This is a genomic window from Sporocytophaga myxococcoides DSM 11118, assembly GCF_000426725.1.
Taxonomy (GTDB): domain Bacteria; phylum Bacteroidota; class Bacteroidia; order Cytophagales; family Cytophagaceae; genus Sporocytophaga; species Sporocytophaga myxococcoides.
Map to the genome: position 1 here is coordinate 273,693 of NZ_KE384561.1, position 21,717 is coordinate 295,409.

Below are 21,717 nucleotides of genomic sequence, written 5' to 3' on the forward strand. Positions count from 1 at the left end.
ATATCTGGTTAATTAGGGAGCTTTGCTCCACTTACTTTGTCTTCTTTAACAATTTTCAAATAAGGATGTCCGAAACGTATAATTCCCGTCCTTCTTTGAATGATATGGTTAAATACTATGCCGTATGACTGGTAATCGGCGAACTGTTTCCTTACTCTATAGATTTGTAGATTCAAATAATACACATCCACTTCTTTGCCCAATTCCTTAGAAACATCCTTGATCAAATCGTCTGTATAAGTCCAGCCTTGATCTTCCTCACTTAGTCCAAGTTCCATATCTGCCAATCGCTTTCTTGCAAGTGACAGTAGTATGTAATGGCATGATTTGCTTTCCAAGTCCACAGAAAGCTGATTCGTAAAAACTAAACTCAGATTGATATGCTCTTCATCTTTGCTAAGATGAAATAAAAAGTAAAACTCGCTAATGGCCTTTACCGTCATGGTTTCTTCAAGGGGGTCATTTTGTATAAACTCCCAAGAAGTGTTTTCAAATTGCAAGACCTCACCATGCTCTATAACGTTAGTATAGCCATTCTTTTCTACAATCCACTTATGATCCAAAGGAGAATGAAATATTTGCAATTCCATTACCTCTTCATTGGGTAAGGCAGTACAAGGGCTTAAGTTGATAATTTTACTTTGATCCTGAAGTGCCTTAAAATAGCTTACAGGAGGATCAAGATTAACAATTTTCCATTTTGTATTATCATCTGTCCCCAATTGGAACCAGGTGTTTTTAGACAACTTTCTAACATTATTTCTCAAATGTTCTCCGGAAAACAAAGTCCCGTTCCTGCTGTGATCCTTTAAATACCAATGTCCTGTTTGCCAAAAAATCGTAGCATGCGATCTTGAAACATCATCCTGATGATGAATGGTTATACATTGTTGCGGGTTTCGGCCAAAAACGTGCTGAAAACTCAACACAACTAAATCTCCTGTTGATACATTTTGAACTGTCGCCACAAAAGAATATATAAATCGATAAGTGCCTCAATATAAGAAATTTATTATAAGTCATTTATTTTTTACACAATATTATATTATTGTGAAATGACTAATTTGGGCCCAACCCAAAATCTCCAAAGAGTTTCGATTTTTTTGTATTTATTATTCGTGAGGTAGTTCTGTGTCGTATAAAAAATTGAGTAAAAAATTTAAGTTCATATAGCTTAATTTAAGACAGATCTAAACTATAACCGTGAAATAAACCTAAATAATTTTCACCATTTAAGTTTACTGATCCACCAGTACCCTTTACTACTTTATCAAGTCTTTTTGTTACTTGTTCTGGATTTAGTTTTACTTTTATCCACCATTGATCTGCATTATATTCTGGTATTAAAAGCAATTCCGGATTTTTGCCATTCACTTTGTCAACATGGGCTTCTACCCATTTCTGTTCTTCTAGCAGTTTAGCATACATTACGGATCCAATTTGATCATTTTGTTTTGTTGCTAAATTTGGTAAGAAATCCTTCGAGTCGAGAAGATATTTCATTGACAGCTACTTCAGCGCTTAGTTTTTCATTTTTATTTTTATTTTCTTTTTCTTCCTTATTGGCATCCTTGTTTTCTTTCTTTTCATTTTTCCCTTTTCCAAATAATTGCTTTACCTTTTTTGTAATCCAATCAATAACCTTATCAATCACCTGATCAATTGGCTTCCTGATCCTGTGAATGATCTTCGTAATTCTTTCAGCAATACCACTAAGGTTTAGCTGTTGTGCAATGAAGTCAAGAATCAGAGGAATGGTCTGAGCCATTGTCTTCTCGACAAACGCTGATGCTTGTGAGATGGCTCCGCTGGCAATAGCTGCAATAGAGTCGAAGACAGAGTTTAACAAAGGCAAGTATTCTGTCCCAGTTATTGACAAGAAAAATAACTCCATTATAATACCCAACACAGCCTGAACTATAGCTCCTCCAGGTTGATCATTTTACAAGATTAGGATTTTTATTGAAGCGAAGTCTCTTCGTAAGTTCCCAATTATTGCAAGAATGTAATAAAGTTATTATTCTAGTTCAGCTAACATTGTATTTCATTATTATTAAAAAATAAATTCAAACCCCTTTTCTTGAGAAGCTCTTTTTCCTGCAGTAAGTATTTCATCTGCAATGGGATTATCGTTTACATTTATGTATTCAACTTGAGGTAATTGAAAAAAATCAACTGGAATTTGAGTAAGATTATTAGAACTTAAATCTATTTTTCTTAAATCTTTTAGATTAGACAAGTTGGATGGCAAATCACTTAAATTATTAACACTTAAATCTATTTCTTCCAATTTCTCTAAGTTACCCAGAGAATTTGGTATTGAAACAGCTTCGTTGCAACAAAAAGAAAGCTTTTTAAGGTTAGCAAGATCAGAAATATTTGAAGAAAGTTGTGTGGATGAAATGCCACTTAAATTCAATTCTTCAAGTTTTGAAAAATTTGTAAATAGCCACTCAGGAACAAATTCCAAAGAATAGTTATAGGAACAAGAAAAACTTTTAAGTGATGAAGCTACATTCTTTAAACAATCTGGTATTTCATTTATATTATTTTTATTAATATTAATCTGAATAAGAGAGCTATTATTAGGATCAGTTTCTATATTAAAATGATTAATATTATTATTAAACAGCTCAAGAACCTTTAAATCGCAATCTCTTTTGTAAAGCAAGTCCAAACGCTCAATCTGATTTTCATATGCATACAAATATTGTAAACTAAGTAATTTTGATAGCTCTTCAGATATAATCGTTAACTTATTTCTACCCACATTTAAATATTCTAAATGCAAATCCAGAATTTCTTCGCCTAAATATGATATTTCATTCCCCTCTACATTAAGATATTTTAAATTACTCAATTGGTAAATGCCTTTGGGAATTTCTGTAAGCCTGCAATTATTAATATTTAGACGAGATAATTTACTAAATGCTACATTGGGTAATGTTAAATCTGTAAGCTTCAAATTATTAATGATATTAAGAGACTCAAGGCTTTCGATATTAAAAATAACTTCAGGAATTTGAGTAAAGCCAACATTTACAAAACTTAATTGCTTTAGTTTAGGAAAGTTTTTGAGTTGATTATAATCTGAATCATTCTTAATTAAGACATCATTAACTGCTGAAGGATCTGCCGCAATAGCTTCTTCAATACTGTACTGTTTGGGGAATAAATTTTCCCAAGATATCTGTTTTAATTCCATCTATTATCTTAATTAGGATAAGCAGTTTCAATTCTAAACAAAGGAGGATCGACACTTGACTTTCTTAATACCATCACGATTTTAGTAAATGTTTTAGTAGCATTTATGTAAGTTGCTCCTGGCCCAAGTGTCAAACCTTCGACAAATGTTCCTATCTTGTCTATATTGACTTCAATTACACATCTCTGACCTAAAGGAACAGTATCAGCCGCCAACTCTGTATCTATTTTAGTTGCATCAGTTTTTAATGCCGTAGACATTACTTCCTTAAATTTAGCATTATCTTTAAATTTAGAAACAGTTATTTTTTGCATTATGTCCTTCCCACCACTCCCTGCTGCAGGGTCATTTAAAAATTGTCTTAATAGGTCGTAGTCTCCTGTTAAATTTACAAATCGTCCTTTTAAATCTATGAGAAGCCCTTCTATATTTGAAATATTCAAATTAATTTCTGCCTCCTTGGTAGGATCCGGCGTTTTGGACTTATTTAATTTAATTAATCTATTTTTTTCTTTTTCCAGGTTGTCTGTCAGGTTTTTAATTCTATTTAATCTTAAGTCCTCTGCAGCCTGAACAACTTCCTCTCTTAATCTCTTTTCAAGGTCACCATTTGCTCCATGATTAGTAAAGAGGTGAACCTTCATGGGATCACCATTCTTTTTACTTGCAAATACAGTTTGACCTTCAAAACTTTCTAAATTCTCAAATCCCCCCTCCAGCTGTACATGATTGCCTTTAAATAATGCTATTTCCCCGTCTCGATTAGTTGTGTTAGGAGCTATCGTTATTTTAAACTTAATATTACTGTCGCTTTGAACTTTATCAAATGTTTCAAAATTTATTGTAACTTTTAGACCCGACTTTAGTCTTGCTCCATACTCAGTTTCTAAACTTTTAGCCAGACTTAATTTTTCATTATAAGCTTCCTGAAGATCTTTAGACTTGGCTTTTCCACTTAATCTTGTAGCTATTTCATTTACATATTTTTCATGCTCCTTCCTATCAACATCAGTCGTCTTATCATCTCCCTTATCCTTCTCAAAATCCTTCTTCGTATCTTCTGTTTTCTCTTTATGCTTGTCCTTATCTTTTGCCTTGTCTTTATCCTTGCCTAACAGCTTTCCTGCTATCTTCTTAACCTTATTCGTAATAAAGTCGATAACCTTATCTATCACCTGATCTATCGGCTTCCTTATCCTATGAATGATCTTCGTAATTCTTTCAGCAATACCACTAAGGTTTAGCTGTTGTGCAATGAAGTCAAGAATCAGAGGAATGGTCTGAGCCATTGTCTTCTCGACAAACGCTGATGCCTGTGAAATAGCACCGCTGGCAATCGCTGCAATAGAGTCGAAGACAGAGTTTACGAAGGCAAGTATTCTGTCCCAGTTATTGACAAGGAAAATAACTCCATTGTAGATCCCCAACACAGCCTGAACAATAGCTCCGGCAGGGTTAATCATCGTCGCAAGTCTGATTAGACCTTGCTTGATCATATTGGTGATAGCCCACTCTTTGGCGCCTTCAATGAATTCGTTTTTGATAGAGTCTGCCTTATCAGCCATCATGTCGTACATTGCAATAGGACCTTTCTCTTTCACTTCCATCATCATTTCGACACCTGTCTCAGCCATCTGCACTTTGTCTTCTCCAACCTTGTTGCTAAGCTTGCTTCTAAGGCTTGCATAAGTAAGACCTAGTACCTGAAGAGTCAATGATACAATCCCTTTCAGGTCGAATCTTTCCGGTAACTGTATCGGAAGGGAGTTAAGCTGACCGGTAAGCCAGTTCATGAAGCCTTCACCAAGGTGCTTCATGATATTTGCTCCGAAGTTCTTAACACCACCACCAACAGCAGCAGCAAGGTTTTTAAGGAACTGTATAGGATCACTTACTACAGCAGTAAGAACAGCTTTCCCCTTGTTAATGATGCCCATGATCTCATCTGCACTGTGGCCTGCAGTTTCAAGGGCCCATTTAAAAAATTTAAGTGCTGCATCCACTAAAAGATCGCCCATTTTAGAAAGGAAACCAGACATTTCCTCTTTCATCTTTTCGATCTTCTTGTCAATATTGGCTATGGCTTCAGCACGTTTCTTGGCAAGTTCTTCTTTAAGCTCCTCCGCAGCTTTGTTTACTTTCTCATCAAGCTCATCAAGTTTTTTCTTGATTTCCTTTTCAGCCTCTTCTCCTATCTTCTGCAGAGCGGGACTAAGGCCTTTTACATATTCCTCAATCTCTTTCCTTGCATTGGCAATTAATGTTTTACATTCGTCAATTACTTTCTGGCTGTCGTTTATTATTTTAGAAATTGCTCCATCTATCCTGGTAATATAGATTGCTTTTTCTTCTTCAAATATTTGCTTTACTTCAGGAAGATCATCTATTCCAAGGAACCAGTCACGCACTTTATTGAACTTACCACCCACACCTGAATAACGTTCATCTTTGAACTTATCCATCTTGGTATTGACATTGTTCTCAAATGCAGAAGAAGCAGCTGCTTCCTCTCTGTCAAAGGCTGCAAGCGAATCGGTCTTGAGTTTGGTGAGTTTATCCTGAACCTGTTTGTTTACATCTTCATAAATCTTGTTGATGTGGTCGGTAACCTCTTTCTTCTTGTCTTCCAGACTTCCCTTCGTTCCAACCTGACTTCCACGTGCGCTGCCTAAGCCGGCCGCACGCTCCTTTTCCATTTTGCCTTTTTCGTCAGCTTCTTTCTTCTGAAGCTCTGCCTCATTTTTACCGTGCAGTTCTTTCTCCTCCGCACGTAAATTACCAGGCTCTTCTTTGGCTTTTTTATCTATATCTTTCTGAATCTTTTTGGCTTCAAAAAGATCACCGGAATCAACCAAATCCAGGTGTTCCTGTTTGATACCTTCTTTTTTCAGGAGGTTATCAGACTCGGTAAGATAAGAGTTAAGATCTATAGACTTTTCATCTACTTTAGGTATAAGATTATTTCCTGCATTGATCTCAGGAGTTGCAGGAGCTTGTTCTATGTCTGCAAAAGGAACAGATTTGCGAGGCTCATCAGGCTTGGGAGTCTTATCTAGTACTTCAAAGGTTCCTGTCACTTCACCTGCTTTGGCATCAATCGCTGCTTTTACCTTATCCCCTATTTTTGATGCTACACGATTGTCTTTGAAATTATCTACATCTTCTACCTTTTGAGGCAAAGATGCCTGTAAGGATTGATTGAGCGTAGACTTTGCTTCGTCTTTATTTACTTCAGGAGCTTCGGCTTCGGCAACTTTACCTACCTGTCCGGCATTGACCTCTGCTTCTTTCTCTGATGTTTTTTCTACAACAGCACCTTTGGTCTTATCCAGCTTGGTTGTAGCATCTTCTTTCTTTTTCTGATTAGTGCTTAAGCCTCCTATCTTCGAGCCCGCCTGAGCTGCCTTAGCTTTGGAATGAGCTTCCAGATGGGTCTTTTCTTTTTTATCAAGAGCAGTATTTTCTTGTTCAACCCGCTCAGGTCCTCCATCCATAGAGGCATCAGCCATATCGATAATTCTTCCTCCGCTTCCACCACCACTTGCTGCTTTTTTCTCTGGCTCCGGAAGATCTTCTGCTGGTGCTGACTTCTCTTCAACAGAAGCAGTGCTTGCCTTACTCTCTGCACCTGCAAGAGCAGGTAGCTCTTGTGCCTTTCCTGAATTATCTGCATTATTATCCGAAGGAGTTGCGGACTGAGCATGTTCAGGCTGTTCTGCAACATCAGCCTTTTCCTCTGAATCGCTTTCTTCTGATTTGCTTTCCGCTGATTCGCTCTCTTCAGATTTGGTTTCCTCCGAGGTATTTGAATTTGGAACAGCAGCCTTTTCCTTGTTTGTTGGCGTTTCTGCCTTTGCATTGGCTCCAGCTGCTGCCTCAGCGGTAGCTGGAGGAGCAGTTACACTATCTCTGGAACCGTTGGCAGGACTGGCTGTATTTTGAGGTTCTTCAAGATCTTTGGCCTCAGTCTTTTTAGGACTTAAAGCTGAAATAGGTACTACTGATTCCCTTCCATCCGGCTCTGCTGATGTCTTTGAATCAGGACTGGCGGCTGATTGTGGATCTGGATCTGAAGCTGCAGGTGTTTGAGGTGCTTTAATCTCCGGTTCTTTTGTTGAGGATGCCGCCGCTTTCTCTTCCTCCTCTTTCAGTTTTTTTGATATCCTGAATAATAACCGATATAATTTCTCTTCATGAGAATCATCTACAACCTGAGATTGTCTGCTATCTTTTTTTTCTACGACATCTTTATGATCATAGAAATCAACATCAGCAGGACTATATCCATATTGATTCCTGACATTGCCCTGATATCCATATTGGGTGGAATTTTGTCGGGTATCTTCTTTTACCGGTATTTTAACTTTCTTTGCCAAGAATCAAAAATATGGTTGAATTAAAAATGGAACATTTAAACAGAATATTCTCCTTAAATGTAATAAGTTAGATCCTATTTTGCCAGAAAACATCAAAAAAGAAGCTTTGGCTTAATGAAAAATTCAGATCAGCCTTCTACAATCCACCAATGGTTTCCAAAAGGATCTTCAAATCCGCCTGAATATCCATATTCTTTCTTTTCTGGAGCCATCAGTGCTGTGGCTCCGTTTTCCAAAGCCTTCTGATATACGTTGTTTACATCTGTCACGTAGATATACATACCAGCAGTTTTTTCCGTCCAGGTCTCCCCTGCTTGTGCAAACATGATTACGGCGTCATGAATCTTTAGTTCGCCGTGCATAATTGTATCTTTTTTTCCCGGAACAATCAATTGTTCCTTTGCACCAAAAACAATTTTAGTAAAACCCATAAAAGCCTTAGACTCTTTCAAAATAAGGTAAGGCATAACAGGAAGATAATTCTGCGGAATGTTCATAAGTTGAATTGGACAGGTTAAGTAAGTATACCTCAACAATAATAAATTTTATACAATTATTCCGATGAAGGCAGGATTATTTTTAAAAAATTTATCTGATTTTAAATAGGGATTTACTTAAATTTAATCTTTGAACTCAAGCCCTCATAGATGAGAGTTAACAAAGCAGTTGCAGCATTTATAGTTTAGATATTTTCTTCAATCTTTGAATCTTATTTCTTTGCTGCATAAGCTAATCAAAGAGCTGTTGCAAAAAATATTACCGGAGCTTCCGCTTTAACCGCAAAAAATATCAATACAAAATAGATAAAAAACTAAAAGCTGAAGTGTCCTTCAGCTTTTAGTTTTATTTATGAATCAATTGTTCAGTTTCTGCCTCTTCAATTTCAGCTATCCCTTCACTATTAATTCCAGTAAGCCTTATCTTTTTCATTTCATTTACAAGTACCGGGTCATATTTGGCTGTAACTTTAACATAGTTTTCAGTAAACCCGAACATCATACCATTTTCTTCATCCGCTTCAAAAAGTACTGTCTTTGTTTTTGATAACTGCTCTTCATAAAACTTGCGTCTTTTCTTTTCTGAAAGGCTTCTCAGCATTTTGGAACGCTCATTTCTTTCAGCCATTGGTACTTTACCTGCCATTTTCACAGCATGGGTATTGGCTCTTTCGCTATAGGTAAATACATGCAAATAGGAAACATCAAGTTCATTTAGAAAATTATAGGTATCAAGAAAATCTTCATGTGTTTCGCCATTAAATCCGACAATAACATCAACACCGATACAACAATCAGGCATCACAGCTTTTATAGCTTCAACCCTTTCCTTATACAATTCTCTTTGATATCTTCTTCTCATCAGTTTCAGCATTTTGTTACTTCCAGATTGAAGAGGTATATGAAAATGAGGTACAAATCTATTTGACCTAGATACAAAGTCAATGATTTCATTGGTGAGCAAATTAGGTTCAATACTGGATATCCTTATTCTTTCAATTCCATCAACATTATCCAGTTCTTTAACTAAATCAAAAAAAGTATTGACTTTTTCACCATTAATAATTCCGTAATCGCCAATATTTACTCCTGTAAGAACAACCTCCTTAACTTCTGTTGCTGCTATTTCACGTGCACCTGCAAGAATATTTTCTATAGTGTCGCTTCTGCTATTCCCACGTGCGAGCGGAATAGTACAGAATGAACAAGAGTAATCGCAGCCATCCTGCACTTTAAGAAAGGTTCTTGTCCTGTCTCCATAAGAATAAGCCTGATTAAATGAAGTTGCGTCTTTTATTTCAGAAGCGAATACCTCGCCTTTATCTTTTTTCTCAAAAGTGCCAAGCAATTCAATCAATCTGAATTTTTCAGCAGCTCCCAATACGGCATCAACTCCGGGGATTTCAGAAATTTCTTTAGGCTTTAATTGGGCATAACAGCCTATCACTGCAATAAATGCATCAGGAGAATATTTAAGCGCTTCTTTTACAACCTTTTTGCATTTCTTATCCGCATTTTCGGTCACCGAACATGTATTAATGACATATACATCTGCTTTTTCCTGAAATTCAACCTTTTGAAAGCCATTCATTTCAAAGAGCCTTCCAATGGTAGAGGTTTCAGAAAAGTTTAATTTGCAGCCAAGGGTATAAAAAGCTACTTTTTTCATTTTGCAAATTTACTTATTTATTCAGATAATCCTGAAAAGAAACCTGCAAATAAGCCCTTCCATTTTTAATAGACTGAGTATCACCTGTTCCTTCTTTAAATACAGGCTGATTGGAAACATTATCATATACCACTTTACAACTGTCATTCATAAGGCCAAATCCATTATTAAATGCGTAGTATGCAAATGGATTTTTACACGGGGAAAACAAATCTCTGCTAAAGCGGAATCCTTCAGAAGTTTTGTCAAACTGAGTTAAAAGTGTGCTTGCAAGATCCGTTTGAGAGCCCATCTGAGTGATAACTGTATCTTTTTTCCCAAGTGCACCTCCCAACCAAAGCATCGGTATTTTGAATTCCTGAGGTTGATGAGTTGCGATATCATTTCCAGGCATAGCATGCCCGTGATCAGCAGTAATAATGATAAGTGTATTATCCCACCAAGGCTGCTTCTTTGCTTCATCTATAAATGCTCCTATACTTGCATCAGTATAATGAAGAGAATTTAGAAACATTCTTTCTCTGGTATCAGGCGATAGAAGAGGTTTGTCGGGAATCTCAAAGGGTTCATGACTGCTTAATGTAAACAAAGTATTAAAGAATGGTTCTTTAAATGATTTTGTATCATGTAGCATTCTGTTTAATACTACTTCATCATGCGCTCCCCACTTGGAGTTTTGTTCTTTTTTATCAAATGCTTCAATCCCTGTAAGCTTGTCAAAACCGCAGTGACAAAGGTAGGACTTGATATTCGCAAACTCCATTTCTCCTCCATAATAAAAAGAAGTATAGTATTTATCCTTCTTAAATTGTAATGGAAGGGTTGACAATTTGGTCGTCTTTCCGGGAAATGTTATGATAGATGTTGTTGGCTGTGCCGGATATCCGCTCAGCAAAGCGATGATTCCCTTTTCACTTCTATCACCGCTTGCATAAATATTATCAAAGTAAACCCCTTCTTTGATCAACTCTTTAAACCTTGGAGTAATCTGCTTTCCTTCTACATCATTCAAAGCCTTTGCAGTAAAGCTCTCCCATATGATAAGAATGATATTTTTCTTCCCTTCTTTTAAAATCCTTATAGAGGGGTTATTCTCTTTTTGATATAATGAATTGACAACATTCTCACTATCTTCTTTACTCAAAAACACAAAAGGGTTTTTAGTACTGTAAGTTTTCTCAAGAAGCGAATGAGTAAGGTTCCATGGAACATTAACAGCCGCCTGATTTAGAAAACTATTGGTAGAGAAATAAACTGCGCTTTGATTGATAGGTGCAAGTTGTAAACCACCTCTTATAAGGATAATCAGAGATGCCGTAAGAGGAAGTACCAGAAAGATTGCTCCATAACTTTTCTTATTGGTATCAACATTTTTAAATACTAAATGGAATAGAAAAAAAGAAGAAAAGATTAATAATGCCAGCATTCCCAATAGAAGACTTACAGGAGAAGCACCTGCCGAAGCAAGCATTTCTCCCGGGGTATTTATATATTTTAATGGGGTCGCATCCAGACGATAGCCCCAGAATGAAAAGAGCTCCAGATCTATTATATGGAGAAAAGTCACCAGGGAAGCCAACAATAGTGTGTATATTTTTATAATCTTTTTAAAAAGATTAAAATTTTGAAAAAAAGAAGAAACAGCAATAAGCAGAAAAGGCAATACTGAGAAATATGCCGTAATAGACAAATCAAGCCTAAGTCCATAAAAAAGGACTTTCAGACTATTAATCAAACCAAATTCCGAATAGGTTTTAAAATGATAAATCAAGAATAAAACCTTTGCAATAAGGAAAAAAGCTACCCAGAAAAACAGGTATCTGAAAATATATTCAATTCTAGCTTTCACAGTTAAATATTATTTGAAATTAGATTACAAAGTTGAGGATAAAATAATTCAATCATAAAATTTGTTATGAGAATTAGAAAAAATATTAAAAAACTAATACTCTGGCCTTTAAAAAGATAAAGCTGACAGAGAAGCAATTATGGCAGGGAGATATTCACAAAAATGTATTTTTTTTGAAAAACTCATTTATTTTTGATGGAATTTTTCCAAAAAAAAACTGTTTTTAGGTCAAATCGACAAAAAAATACCAGAAAAACCGACCAAATAATAAAAATTTTATATTTTTACCACAAAACCAAAATTCAAAAATCCTAATATGGCTTATTTAAGATTTAAGGCGCTTGAAACTGTAGGAAACAGGGAAACTGTGAAAGTAACAGTACCTTCAATTAAGGTTTCTGACTATTACGGCACCAATGTTTATGGCACTGAAGCTATGAGACAGACATTATCAAATGCTGTTCATAAAAAAGTAATAACAGCGATTGAAAAAGGCGAAAAAATTGACGGTCCTACTGCAGATGCTGTAGCAGCTTCAATGAAAGCCTGGGCAATCGAAAAAGGTGCTACCCACTACACTCACTGGTTTCAACCCTTGACTGACGCAACTGCAGAAAAGCACGATGCTTTTTTTGAAGCTGATGAAAATGGAAGGGCTATTGAAAAATTCAAAGGATCTGCACTTGTTCAGCAAGAGCCTGATGCATCTTCGTTTCCAAACGGTGGTATCAGAAATACTTTTGAAGCCAGAGGTTATACAGCCTGGGATCCGTCTTCTCCCGCTTTCTTAATGCCAAACTCCTCAGGAACCAACACCCTTTGTATCCCTACAATCTTTGTATCTTATACTGGTGAGGCTCTTGATTATAAAACTCCGCTTTTAAAATCACTCGCTGCAATTGACAAAGCTGCAGTTGATGTTTGTGATTATTTTGATAAAGATATTACTAAAGTTACTGCAACCCTTGGCGCTGAGCAGGAATATTTTCTGATTGACAAAGCTTTATATATGGTCCGTCCAGACCTTATTATGGCTGGAAGATCTGTATTCGGTCATTCACCAGCAAGAGGTCAGCAGCTTGAAGATCACTACTTCGGATCAATTCCTCCAAGAGTAAACAACTTTATGGTCGATTTTGAAATCGAAGCATTAAAACTTGGTATTCCCGTAAGAACCCGTCACAACGAAGTGGCACCAAGCCAGTTCGAGGTAGCTCCAACTTACGAAGAGTGTAACCTTGCCTGTGACCACAACCAGCTTTTAATGGATGTGATGCAGAAAGTTGCAGAAAGACATAACCTGAAAGTTCTTTTCCATGAGAAACCATTCTCAGGAATTAACGGAAGCGGTAAACACAATAACTGGGCATTAAGCACCAACACTGGTAAAAACCTTCTTGGACCTACCAGCAAACCAAAGGAGAATCTTATCTTCCTTACTTTCTTTGTGAACGTAATTAAGGCTGTACATGATTACGCAGATTTATTAAGATCATCTATTGCAACTGCAGGTAACGACCACAGACTAGGCGCTAATGAGGCACCTCCGGCAATTATGTCTGTTTTCGTAGGGCAGACTTTGGGTGAAATGCTTGATGAATTAGAGAAAAATGGTAACATCAAGATTGACAAAGGTGATAACGTTTATATGAAACTTGGAATCAACAAGATTCCAGAAATCCTTTTGGACAATACTGACAGAAACAGAACTTCTCCATTTGCCTTCACAGGAAATAAATTTGAATTCAGAGCAGTTGGTTCAAGCCAGAACAGTGCTCTTCCTATGACTGTTCTTAATACTATAGTTGCTGAAACACTTACTAAGTTCAAAGAAGATGTTGACAAGCAAATTAAGAAAGGAACTAAGAAAGAAGTAGCCATCATCAATGTATTGAGAGATTACATTGTTGCTTCTAAAAAGATCAGATTTGAAGCTAACGGGTACTCTGAAGAGTGGGTAAAAGAGGCTGAGAAAAGAGGATTGTCAAATGTAAAAACAACTCCTGAAGCTCTTGATTTCTTCTCTACAGAGAAAGCTGTTAAAATATTTGCAAAACATGATGTAATGAACGAGCGTGAAGTTCATGCAAGACATGAAATCATGCTGGAGAACTATATCAAGAAAATCCAGATTGAAGGCCGTGTAATTGGAGACCTTGCTTTAAATCATATCATACCAACGGCTATCGCTTACCAAAACAAACTTATCACTAACGTGAAAGGCTTGAAAGACCTTGGTCTTGAAAAAGAGTCTAAGCCTGTAATCGATATTATCAAGGAAATTTCTAAACATATCAGCACAATCCAGACAGAAGTTGAGGAAATGACTGAAGCTAGAAAGAAAGCTAATAATATAGAGGAAGCAAGAAAAAGAGCGATTATGTACGGTAGCGAAGTAAAAGGTCATTTCGAGACTATCAGATACGCTGTTGACAAATTAGAGCTATTGGTTGATGATGAAGATTGGCCTTTGGTTAAATACAGAGAAATGTTATTCTTAAGATAATATTCACAAAAACTCCGGAGCAAATTGCTCCGGAGTTTTTTTTATCCCTCTTCAAAATCTCTCCGCTTAATTTTCATCTGGGATATTATATTTTTCATCCCTTCCAAATAAATAGGCCTTCTTTTCTCATTTCTCTTACTTAAGTGTTGAATATTAATTTTAAGATTATCCAAATAAAACGACTTGACAACAAATAAAAATTTATTATTGAAATTAAACTAGTTAGATTCAATCCGAATAAGCTTGTCGGCTGATCAAAAATCTTATTAATTTAAGATGATTTAATATTAGTATAAAAAAGAAGAGGCGACCTGAATTAGGTCGCCTCTTCTTTTTTATTGCTTTCTATAAGCTTACTTTTTCAAAACCTTATTAGTTGTATTATCAACATTCAGATAATAAACACCTGAAGATAAGTCAGCCATGTTTATTTCTTTCCCAGCACCTTTTCTCACCACATTGCCATAAGCATCTAGTACTTCGAAATCAGATTCTCTTGAAAGATAAATCTTATCTGTAACTCTTTTTGGATACCAGGTTATTGGAGCAAGATCAGAATTAAACTCTAGAACCTGAGAGTAAAACACCTGACCATCATTTTCAAGATACTTGATTCTATATTTATTTAATTTTGAATGGTGAGCAGATTTAATATCATAGTTATTTAACATTCCTGATTCTTTACCTGAAATTTCTTTCACGGTAACCCAGCTGTTATTTATAAAATGCTCTACAAAGAATTTACCTCTTGGCTTTTCTCCTTTAGTAGCCCACATGATATTTTCCGGATCGATATTAAATGAACTGAACTGAAAGCTGCTAGACGCCCTAATTACTTGAGGATTAAGAACTTTAGGTTTACAATCATCTTTGTGAGTAATTTTTACGGTAACCGGATCATTCAACTTTAAATTTGAAAGGTCAATTTCGTAAGCACTAGACTGAATATTAGACATGACTTTTACATCGTTCACAAAAACGTCGTTCGTACAAAAATCCTTCATGTTCCCTGTGAAAGGATTCTGCACATAGAGATTTTTTCCCTGATAAACGCCTGAAACTGTTAAAATCCCAGCCTTTGCTCCGGTAACAAAGAGAATCAGCGACAATAACAAAAATTTGGTTTTCATAAATTTCATTCAGTTCTTGATAAGCAAAAGAATTTGTATAAGCTAAACTTATCCATTAAATACAAATCTAAACAAAAATGCGCATTATTTAATAATTTTACAAGTAACAAAACTTATTATTTTTATCACTTTTGTTAGACAAAAATTTTAAAAAAAAGTTTTCAATTACCTGAGAAATTAATGGACCTATTTGCTTAGCCTTTACTTTTCTTTTGACAAATCAGAAGCTATTTCTTTTAAAAGTGGAGTTTAATTCGTTTAAAATATTTTTAGTCTTATATCGTATTCTCTAAAAAATCGTTCTATTTTTAGAAAAAAAACTACATATTTTTTTTCTTTGGGTTAACAGTTTCCACAACTTCTGATTTATAGTTTATGCTAAAACGACTGATGTTTTTTTTCTCTTTACTATTTATCCTCTCACAGGTTAAAGCATCCTACCTGCTGGTACCAATGGATAATACTCAGAAAAATCACTTAAAAGCTTACGGTATAGCTTACTGGATTCTCACAAAAGAAGTAGAAGTAAACTGGCTATTGAATTATCGAGGTGGTAGTTTTTTATTCAAACAAAATCAGGAATTCCAGAATGAGCTTGTGATAAGAGGTGTAAGTTATGAGGTAATTTCAGATGCACAGCAACTTTCCATTCTTGAAGAAATCAGTAGTCCTGATGTTAACATGGACGTTGTTAAACTGGAAAAAGCTCCGAAAATTGCTGTCTATAGCCCTAAAACAAAATTACCATGGGACGATGCCGTAACCATGGTACTTACCTACTCTGAAATCCCATACACCGTAGTTTTTGATGATGAAGTTCTTAATGGAGACTTGCCAAAATATGACTGGCTTCACCTCCACCACGAAGATTTTACAGGACAATATGGGAAATTTTATTCCATGTATAAATTTCAACCTTGGTATGTCAAACAACAACAGGAATATGAAGAATCTGCCAGGAAACATGGATTCAATAAGGTTTCTCAGCTAAAACTGGCCGTAGTAAAAGGGATCCGCGATTTCTGTGCTGGTGGGGGATTTCTCTTTGCTATGTGTTCTGCAACTGATACCTATGACATAGCACTCTCTGCAGAAGGCGTAGATATTTGCGAGTCAATGTATGACGGAGATCAGGCAGATCCATCTGCACAAAGGAAGCTGGACTACTCAAAAACGTTTGCTTTCAAAGATTTTACCATCAGTATGGATCCTTATGAGTATGAGTATTCCAATATCGATAACATTCCTCAGGAAAGGAATCTGGCTGAAAACAATGATTTTTTTAACTTGTTCCAGTTTTCTGCAAAGTGGGATCCTGTGCCTACAATGCTGACCCAGTCTCATGAATCCAACATTAAAGGTTTTATGGGCCAAACAACGGCATTTAAGAAAAAATTACTAAAAACTGACGTATTGGTGCTTGGTGAAACCAAATCCATAAACGAAGCCAGATATATTCACGGTTCATATGGAAAAGGGACCTGGACGTTTTATGGTGGTCACGACCCTGAAGATTATCAACATTTTGTAGGTGAAGAACCTACCGATCTGAATTTACATCCAAATTCTCCGGGCTTCAGATTGATTCTTAACAACATTTTATTTCCTGCAGCTAAAAAGAAAAAGCAAAAAACCTGATTGTTTTTTGCTTTTAAATTCACTAAATATTTTCTTAGTGATTAATGCATTCTGTCACCTCGGATCTCCAGATTACTGATAATTTCTGCTTCTGCATCCAGCATTTCCTGCCATCTTGTCTTCACTACATCTTCCGGCATGTATTCTTTTGCAAGGTCCAGAAAGGTGCGGTAATGACCCGCTTCAGAAATCATAAGTTCTCTGTAGAAATCTCTTAATTCTAAATCTGAAATGCTTTCTGACAAAAGTCTGAATCGTTCACAAGATCTGGCCTCAATTAAAGCACTAATCAGTAATTTATCCATAAGTTGCCTTTCAAGCTTGTTGCCTTTTCTTTCCAGCTTCATTAACTCTACAACGTATTTATCAATTCTTTTTGGGCCGAGTGAATAGCCTCTTTTTTTTAGCTCCTTAAGAACCATACGAAAATGCCCCCACTCTTCAGTGACAATCGGCATAAGCGTTTCAACCATTTTTTCTTTCTCTGGAAACTGAATAATCAGCGAGATACAGGTAGAAGCAGCCTTTTGCTCGCAATAGGCATGATCTATCAAGATCTCTTCAATACTTTTCTCCGCAAGATTAACCCAGCGCGGATCTGTAGGAAGCTTTAAACCAAGCATAATTCGTTAAATAAACCACAAAGATAAGACTCTTCATAAAAAGTAAAAAGGCCGGATTTGCTTCCGGCCTTCCTTTTTATAGCTAATGCAAACATCAATTTATTAATCAAAAAACATCCACATAATTCCAAAATCAAAAGACCTTGGTAGCCCCGGATAGCCTGGGGTTGTATAATAAGTATTTCTAAACGGCGAGGATGGAGAGCCTGCCCCCTGAAGTAAATTGGATATTTTCACAAATACGTTTGCTCTTTTAACTCTTACGTCAAAAAATAAATCAACCAGCATATAATTCTTTACAGGTATTGAATTATTCAGATAAAACTGTTCTATGACAGGCATATATCCATTGGCATTGTAAGTCGATCTCCAGAATGCGTCAAGTCCCAACTGCAAAACTGCAGCCTTATGAAATGCTCTCGTCTGAAAATAGGCTCTGGTGTGACTGTAAATTTCAGGAACATTCAATACCGGGGCGCCGTCATACTTGGTGTAAATCAATCTTTCATTAATATTAAAAGTCCCTAAACGTAGGAAAAAATTCATACTTGCCATGTACAGCTTGATATTGCTCTTTTCCTGAGCCGGAACAAAGCTTTCATTAAAGTATATATAATCTGTTATGCCAGTGTATCGGATTCCCGGATTAATCCTCAATATCCTTCCAACTTTCAAATTTAAATCCAGCCAGAGGTTATCTGTAGTAGTATTTTTAAGACTGTCATTGTTCCAGCTCAAAAAATTACCTAAATAATTTAACTGAACCAATGTTGGTGAATAGTTTACTCTATAAAATCCTCCGGACAAAAACTTACCTGTATAATATGCCTTTAGGTAATAATCTTCGCCCCCCACATACTTTTGACCAGAAAAGGATAATATAGATGTATCTTTAAAAACGTATGCAAGTTCGCCCCCCAGAAAGTTTTCTGTGTATTTAAGCTTGTTTCTAAGAGTATCCGAAACCTGCTCATAAGTAAATTGCTTTGCTCGGAAATAAGCTTTATAATTTAATCTTTTGATTTGTCCCTTTAACCCGATTTTATTCTCCAAAAGATCTAAATCGGTTCTGTCTGTCATTTGCAGGGAGTTTCTCGGCTGCACCTTCAGATTACGGTAAAATAATGTATCACTACCAGCCATGGCAAGATCCCGATACCTGTTATCTCTATATTGATAATCTGCTATATGAAAGATTTGCAACACTGAATCCTTTAGAATTCCGTACTGATGATATAAATGAAAGTTATTTCGCCTTTCCCTTGTTACACCACTATTTAACTGACCATCAATCCCCCTGTAATTAGTTAGTCCCTCAATTTTAACCGAATCAATATTTCTTATTCCGCCATACTCATTATTAGTTTGGTGTAAATGGGTATAGTTAAATAAGAGCTGGTACCTTTGATTTTTCGTAAAGTATCTGGTATATACAGCAGCAGCATAGCCGCTGGCTTGAGGATCTCGGGCAATGGTAGATCCTACCTGCTTCACAGATGCTACTCTTCTGAAATCAACCCCAAGATTCCATCGAGGATTGACATTTCTGGCAAAATCAGCTTCAAGAATCTGCTGCCCTCTGCTACCTTGAACATACCTTAGTTTACTGAAAGGAGATTTGGTATCGTAATAATTTATTCCGCTGGGATCATAGGCATAAGCATCAAAAATGGTAATACCCAGATTTTTTCCAATGGTCTGAGGAGGTGTATAATAGATCGGATTTAAAGGTGTACCAATCATACCCAGATTCTGATATGGGTTTGCCCCATAAAGATAATCATAGAGATGTGCATTGGTAAGGGAAGTATCCAAACCATGAGGTCCGCCTTTTATATTATATAAATCTTCTTCCAGAATGTATCTGGTAGTGGTTGGCCCATAAATGTTTTTGGTAGAATCATCCAGAATTTGTGCACTGGCGTTGTGCAGAAACATGAATAAACTAATGGATAAAATAAAAAGTAGTCTAAGAGTCACTTTCAATATTAATCAAATCTTGTCAGAACTGTATTTAGAATGGACAGAATTTAAAATCCATTCTTCAAATTTTTGTTTTCCCTCAAGGAATTTTACTTCAATAGGGATATAAAAAAAAGGGATAGCTTTCAACATTTCGGAAAACTCCGGGGTCAAAAGTCGTACCATATCCTTTTCTGTTGTAAGCAACCCAGTATCATTACCAAATTCTGTTGCTTTTGCTATTAAATGCTTTACATCTTTTACTGTATAAGTGTGATGATCCGAAAATCTGACACTTTCCTGCAGATTATACTCATTACTGAGTTTTTCAATTACCTGGGATGGGTTGGCAATACCTGCAAAAAAAACTATTTTCTTCGGGATATCCTCAGATTTTTTGAAAACAGGTTTAGGTTTTAGATACTTTATAGTAGAAAAATAGACAGGCTTTTCTTTACCAGCATATTTTCTTATATCATTGCTGATAAGATCCTGCTCAGTTTGGGACATTTGGTCAGGGCATTTGGTGACAATTACAGCGTCCGCCCTATTAGCTCCTTTTCTGGATTCTCTCAGTCTTCCTGCCGGCAAAACCATATCCTTATAAAAAGGTCGGGAATAATCCGACAAAAGAATATTTATATCAGGTTTGACATATCGATGCTGATAAGCATCATCAAGCAAAATAACTTTTGTATCTTCTCTTTCATGCAAAATACAAGGAATCGCATGAGCTCTCTCCTCTCCAACGGTTACAGTGATCTTCCCTCCATATTTATGATAAAACTGCATTGGCTCATCACCCAATAAATCCGCATCGGAATTTTTATCTGCAAGCAAAAATCCCTTCGACTTTCTTCCATAGCCACGACTAAGAGTAGCAGTCTTATACTGATCAGCCAATACCCTTATAAGAAACTCTATATGAGGAGTTTTACCTGTACCTCCAACAGTAAGATTTCCAACATTGATAACAAATGTTTCAAAAGAAAAAGAGGGCTTTCTGCCAATGTCAAAAAGGTAATTTCTTACTCTTGTGACAGCATCATAAAGAACTGCAAAAGGCCAAAGTAATATTTTCAAAACAAACATCTCAATTTAATTGCTGTCAAGGCTGCAATTTAGTAAAATAGCATGTTATTTTTTAAAAGGTATTAAAATGACCAAAATTAAAGACGTTATAACCTTTCTTGAATCTTTTGCCCCGCTGGTCTATCAGGAAGATTATGACAATTCAGGGCTCCTCACAGGCAATGCGGCTGCTGAGCTTTCAGGGGTTTTAATAACCCTTGATCTAACTGAAGAGGTTATAGAGGAAGCCAAATCTTTGGGATATAACCTGATTATCGCTCATCATCCAATTATATTCAGAGGCCTAAAAAGACTTACGGGAAGCAATTATGTGGAACGTACAGTGATCAAAGCCATTAAATATGATATTTGCCTGTATGCCATTCATACAAATCTGGATAATGTCAAAAATGGAGTAAACTTTAAAATAGCGGAAAAACTATCACTCCTTAATCCAAAAATCCTTGCACCCAAAACCGGATTGTTAAAAAAGCTTATATCGTTTGTACCGGTTGCCAATAAAGAAAATGTCTTATCATCCCTTTATAAAGCCGGGGCAGGTAATATTGGGAATTACAGCAATTGCAGCTTTCAGCTTGAGGGAACAGGTTCATTTATGCCGAATGACAAGGCTAATCCCCATATAGGAAAAGCCAATGAACCCGAATTTATAACAGAAACGAGAATCGAGGTCATATTTCCAGGACATCTCCAAAGACAGGTAGTTCAGGCGCTGCGTGCTTCTCATCCGTATGAAGAACCGGCTTTTGACATATTATTATTAGAGAATGAGAACTTAGAAACAGGATCCGGTGTTATAGGAGAGCTGCACGAAGCTATGGATCCGGAAGCATTTCTGAAATATTTAAAAGAAAGAATGGATCTGTCAGTAATTAAATTTACACGATTACTTTCAGGACAAATTAAAAAAGTGGCGGCCTGTGGAGGCGCTGGAAACTTTCTTTTAAAGAATGCAATTCAGCAAAAAGCCGATGTATTTATCACATCAGATTTCAAGTATCATGAGTATTTTGATGCCGATGGAAAAATAATCATAGCTGATATTGGCCATTATGAAAGTGAAGTTTTTACAAAAGAGCTAATTTACGAGCTTTTGAACAAAAATTTTACTAATATTGCAGTCGTTTTGTCAAAAATTAACACAAACCCCATAAGTTATATTTAGAATAA

General features: G+C 36.1%; 15 protein-coding genes. 3 read left to right on the forward strand and 12 right to left on the reverse strand.

All coding sequences use genetic code 11. The features are described from left to right. Positions 1-8 precede the first annotated feature (8 nt). The 8 genes from K350_RS0125155 to K350_RS0125190 all read right to left on the reverse strand — a co-directional run bounded on the left by K350_RS0125155 (position 9) and on the right by K350_RS0125190 (position 11,596). The gene (locus K350_RS0125155) at positions 9-968 is read right to left on the reverse strand and encodes an FHA domain-containing protein (RefSeq protein WP_028982273.1); all 960 of its coding nucleotides are present in this window, start codon (positions 966-968) and stop codon (positions 9-11) included. Between the two features lie 211 nt (positions 969-1,179). Then, positions 1,180-1,428, reverse strand: a complete 249-nt coding sequence (locus tag K350_RS0125160) for a hypothetical protein (RefSeq protein WP_028982274.1) — start codon at positions 1,426-1,428, stop codon at positions 1,180-1,182. A gap of 16 nt (positions 1,429-1,444) precedes the next feature. Beyond that, entirely contained in the window at positions 1,445-1,894 is a 450-nt protein-coding gene (locus tag K350_RS0125165) for a hypothetical protein (protein ID WP_156027197.1), read from the reverse strand. Between the two features lie 159 nt (positions 1,895-2,053). Then, the gene (locus K350_RS0125170) at positions 2,054-3,205 is read right to left on the reverse strand and encodes a leucine-rich repeat domain-containing protein (protein ID WP_028982276.1); all 1,152 of its coding nucleotides are present in this window, start codon (positions 3,203-3,205) and stop codon (positions 2,054-2,056) included. An 8-nt stretch (positions 3,206-3,213) separates the two neighbouring features. Then, on the reverse strand, positions 3,214-7,581 hold the full coding sequence (locus K350_RS0125175) for a hypothetical protein (RefSeq protein WP_028982277.1): 4,368 nt from the start codon (positions 7,579-7,581) through the stop codon (positions 3,214-3,216). 128 nt (positions 7,582-7,709) lie between these two features. Further along, positions 7,710-8,078: a VOC family protein gene (locus tag K350_RS0125180; protein WP_028982278.1), complete on the reverse strand. Its 369-nt coding sequence runs from the start codon at positions 8,076-8,078 to the stop codon at positions 7,710-7,712. 346 nt (positions 8,079-8,424) lie between these two features. After that, positions 8,425-9,747, reverse strand: coding sequence for a tRNA (N(6)-L-threonylcarbamoyladenosine(37)-C(2))-methylthiotransferase MtaB (gene mtaB / locus K350_RS0125185; RefSeq protein ID WP_028982279.1), 1,323 nt, complete (start codon positions 9,745-9,747; stop codon positions 8,425-8,427). A 13-nt stretch (positions 9,748-9,760) separates the two neighbouring features. Further along, positions 9,761-11,596 (reverse strand): LTA synthase family protein, encoded by a 1,836-nt coding sequence (locus K350_RS0125190; protein ID WP_051313677.1) that lies wholly within the window; start codon positions 11,594-11,596, stop codon positions 9,761-9,763. A gap of 316 nt (positions 11,597-11,912) precedes the next feature. Between K350_RS0125190 and K350_RS0125195 the strand changes: the two genes are divergently transcribed. Continuing rightward, complete coding sequence (locus K350_RS0125195; RefSeq protein ID WP_028982281.1) at positions 11,913-14,102, forward strand: glutamine synthetase III family protein; 2,190 nt, start codon at positions 11,913-11,915, stop codon at positions 14,100-14,102. A gap of 353 nt (positions 14,103-14,455) precedes the next feature. On the opposite strand, the gene K350_RS0125200 is transcribed toward K350_RS0125195, so the two are convergent. Beyond that, positions 14,456-15,232, reverse strand: a complete 777-nt coding sequence (locus tag K350_RS0125200) for a T9SS type A sorting domain-containing protein (RefSeq protein WP_245598698.1) — start codon at positions 15,230-15,232, stop codon at positions 14,456-14,458. Between the two features lie 375 nt (positions 15,233-15,607). Between K350_RS0125200 and K350_RS0125205 the strand changes: the two genes are divergently transcribed. Continuing rightward, positions 15,608-16,870, forward strand: coding sequence for a hypothetical protein (locus K350_RS0125205; protein WP_028982283.1), 1,263 nt, complete (start codon positions 15,608-15,610; stop codon positions 16,868-16,870). A gap of 41 nt (positions 16,871-16,911) precedes the next feature. Here K350_RS0125205 and K350_RS0125210 read toward each other — a convergent pair whose 3' ends face one another. From K350_RS0125210 to lpxK, 3 genes are all read right to left on the reverse strand, one after another. Continuing rightward, positions 16,912-17,493 (reverse strand): MiaE family protein, encoded by a 582-nt coding sequence (locus K350_RS0125210; RefSeq protein ID WP_028982284.1) that lies wholly within the window; start codon positions 17,491-17,493, stop codon positions 16,912-16,914. 102 nt (positions 17,494-17,595) lie between these two features. Then, entirely contained in the window at positions 17,596-19,431 is a 1,836-nt protein-coding gene (locus K350_RS0125220; RefSeq protein WP_028982285.1) for a putative porin, read from the reverse strand. A gap of 54 nt (positions 19,432-19,485) precedes the next feature. Further along, positions 19,486-20,547 (reverse strand): tetraacyldisaccharide 4'-kinase, encoded by a 1,062-nt coding sequence (lpxK, locus tag K350_RS0125225; RefSeq protein ID WP_028982286.1) that lies wholly within the window; start codon positions 20,545-20,547, stop codon positions 19,486-19,488. 67 nt (positions 20,548-20,614) lie between these two features. Here lpxK and K350_RS0125230 point away from each other — a divergent pair, with 67 nt between their 5' ends. Then, positions 20,615-21,712, forward strand: coding sequence for a Nif3-like dinuclear metal center hexameric protein (locus K350_RS0125230; protein ID WP_028982287.1), 1,098 nt, complete (start codon positions 20,615-20,617; stop codon positions 21,710-21,712). The last annotated feature ends 5 nt before the right edge of the window (positions 21,713-21,717 follow it).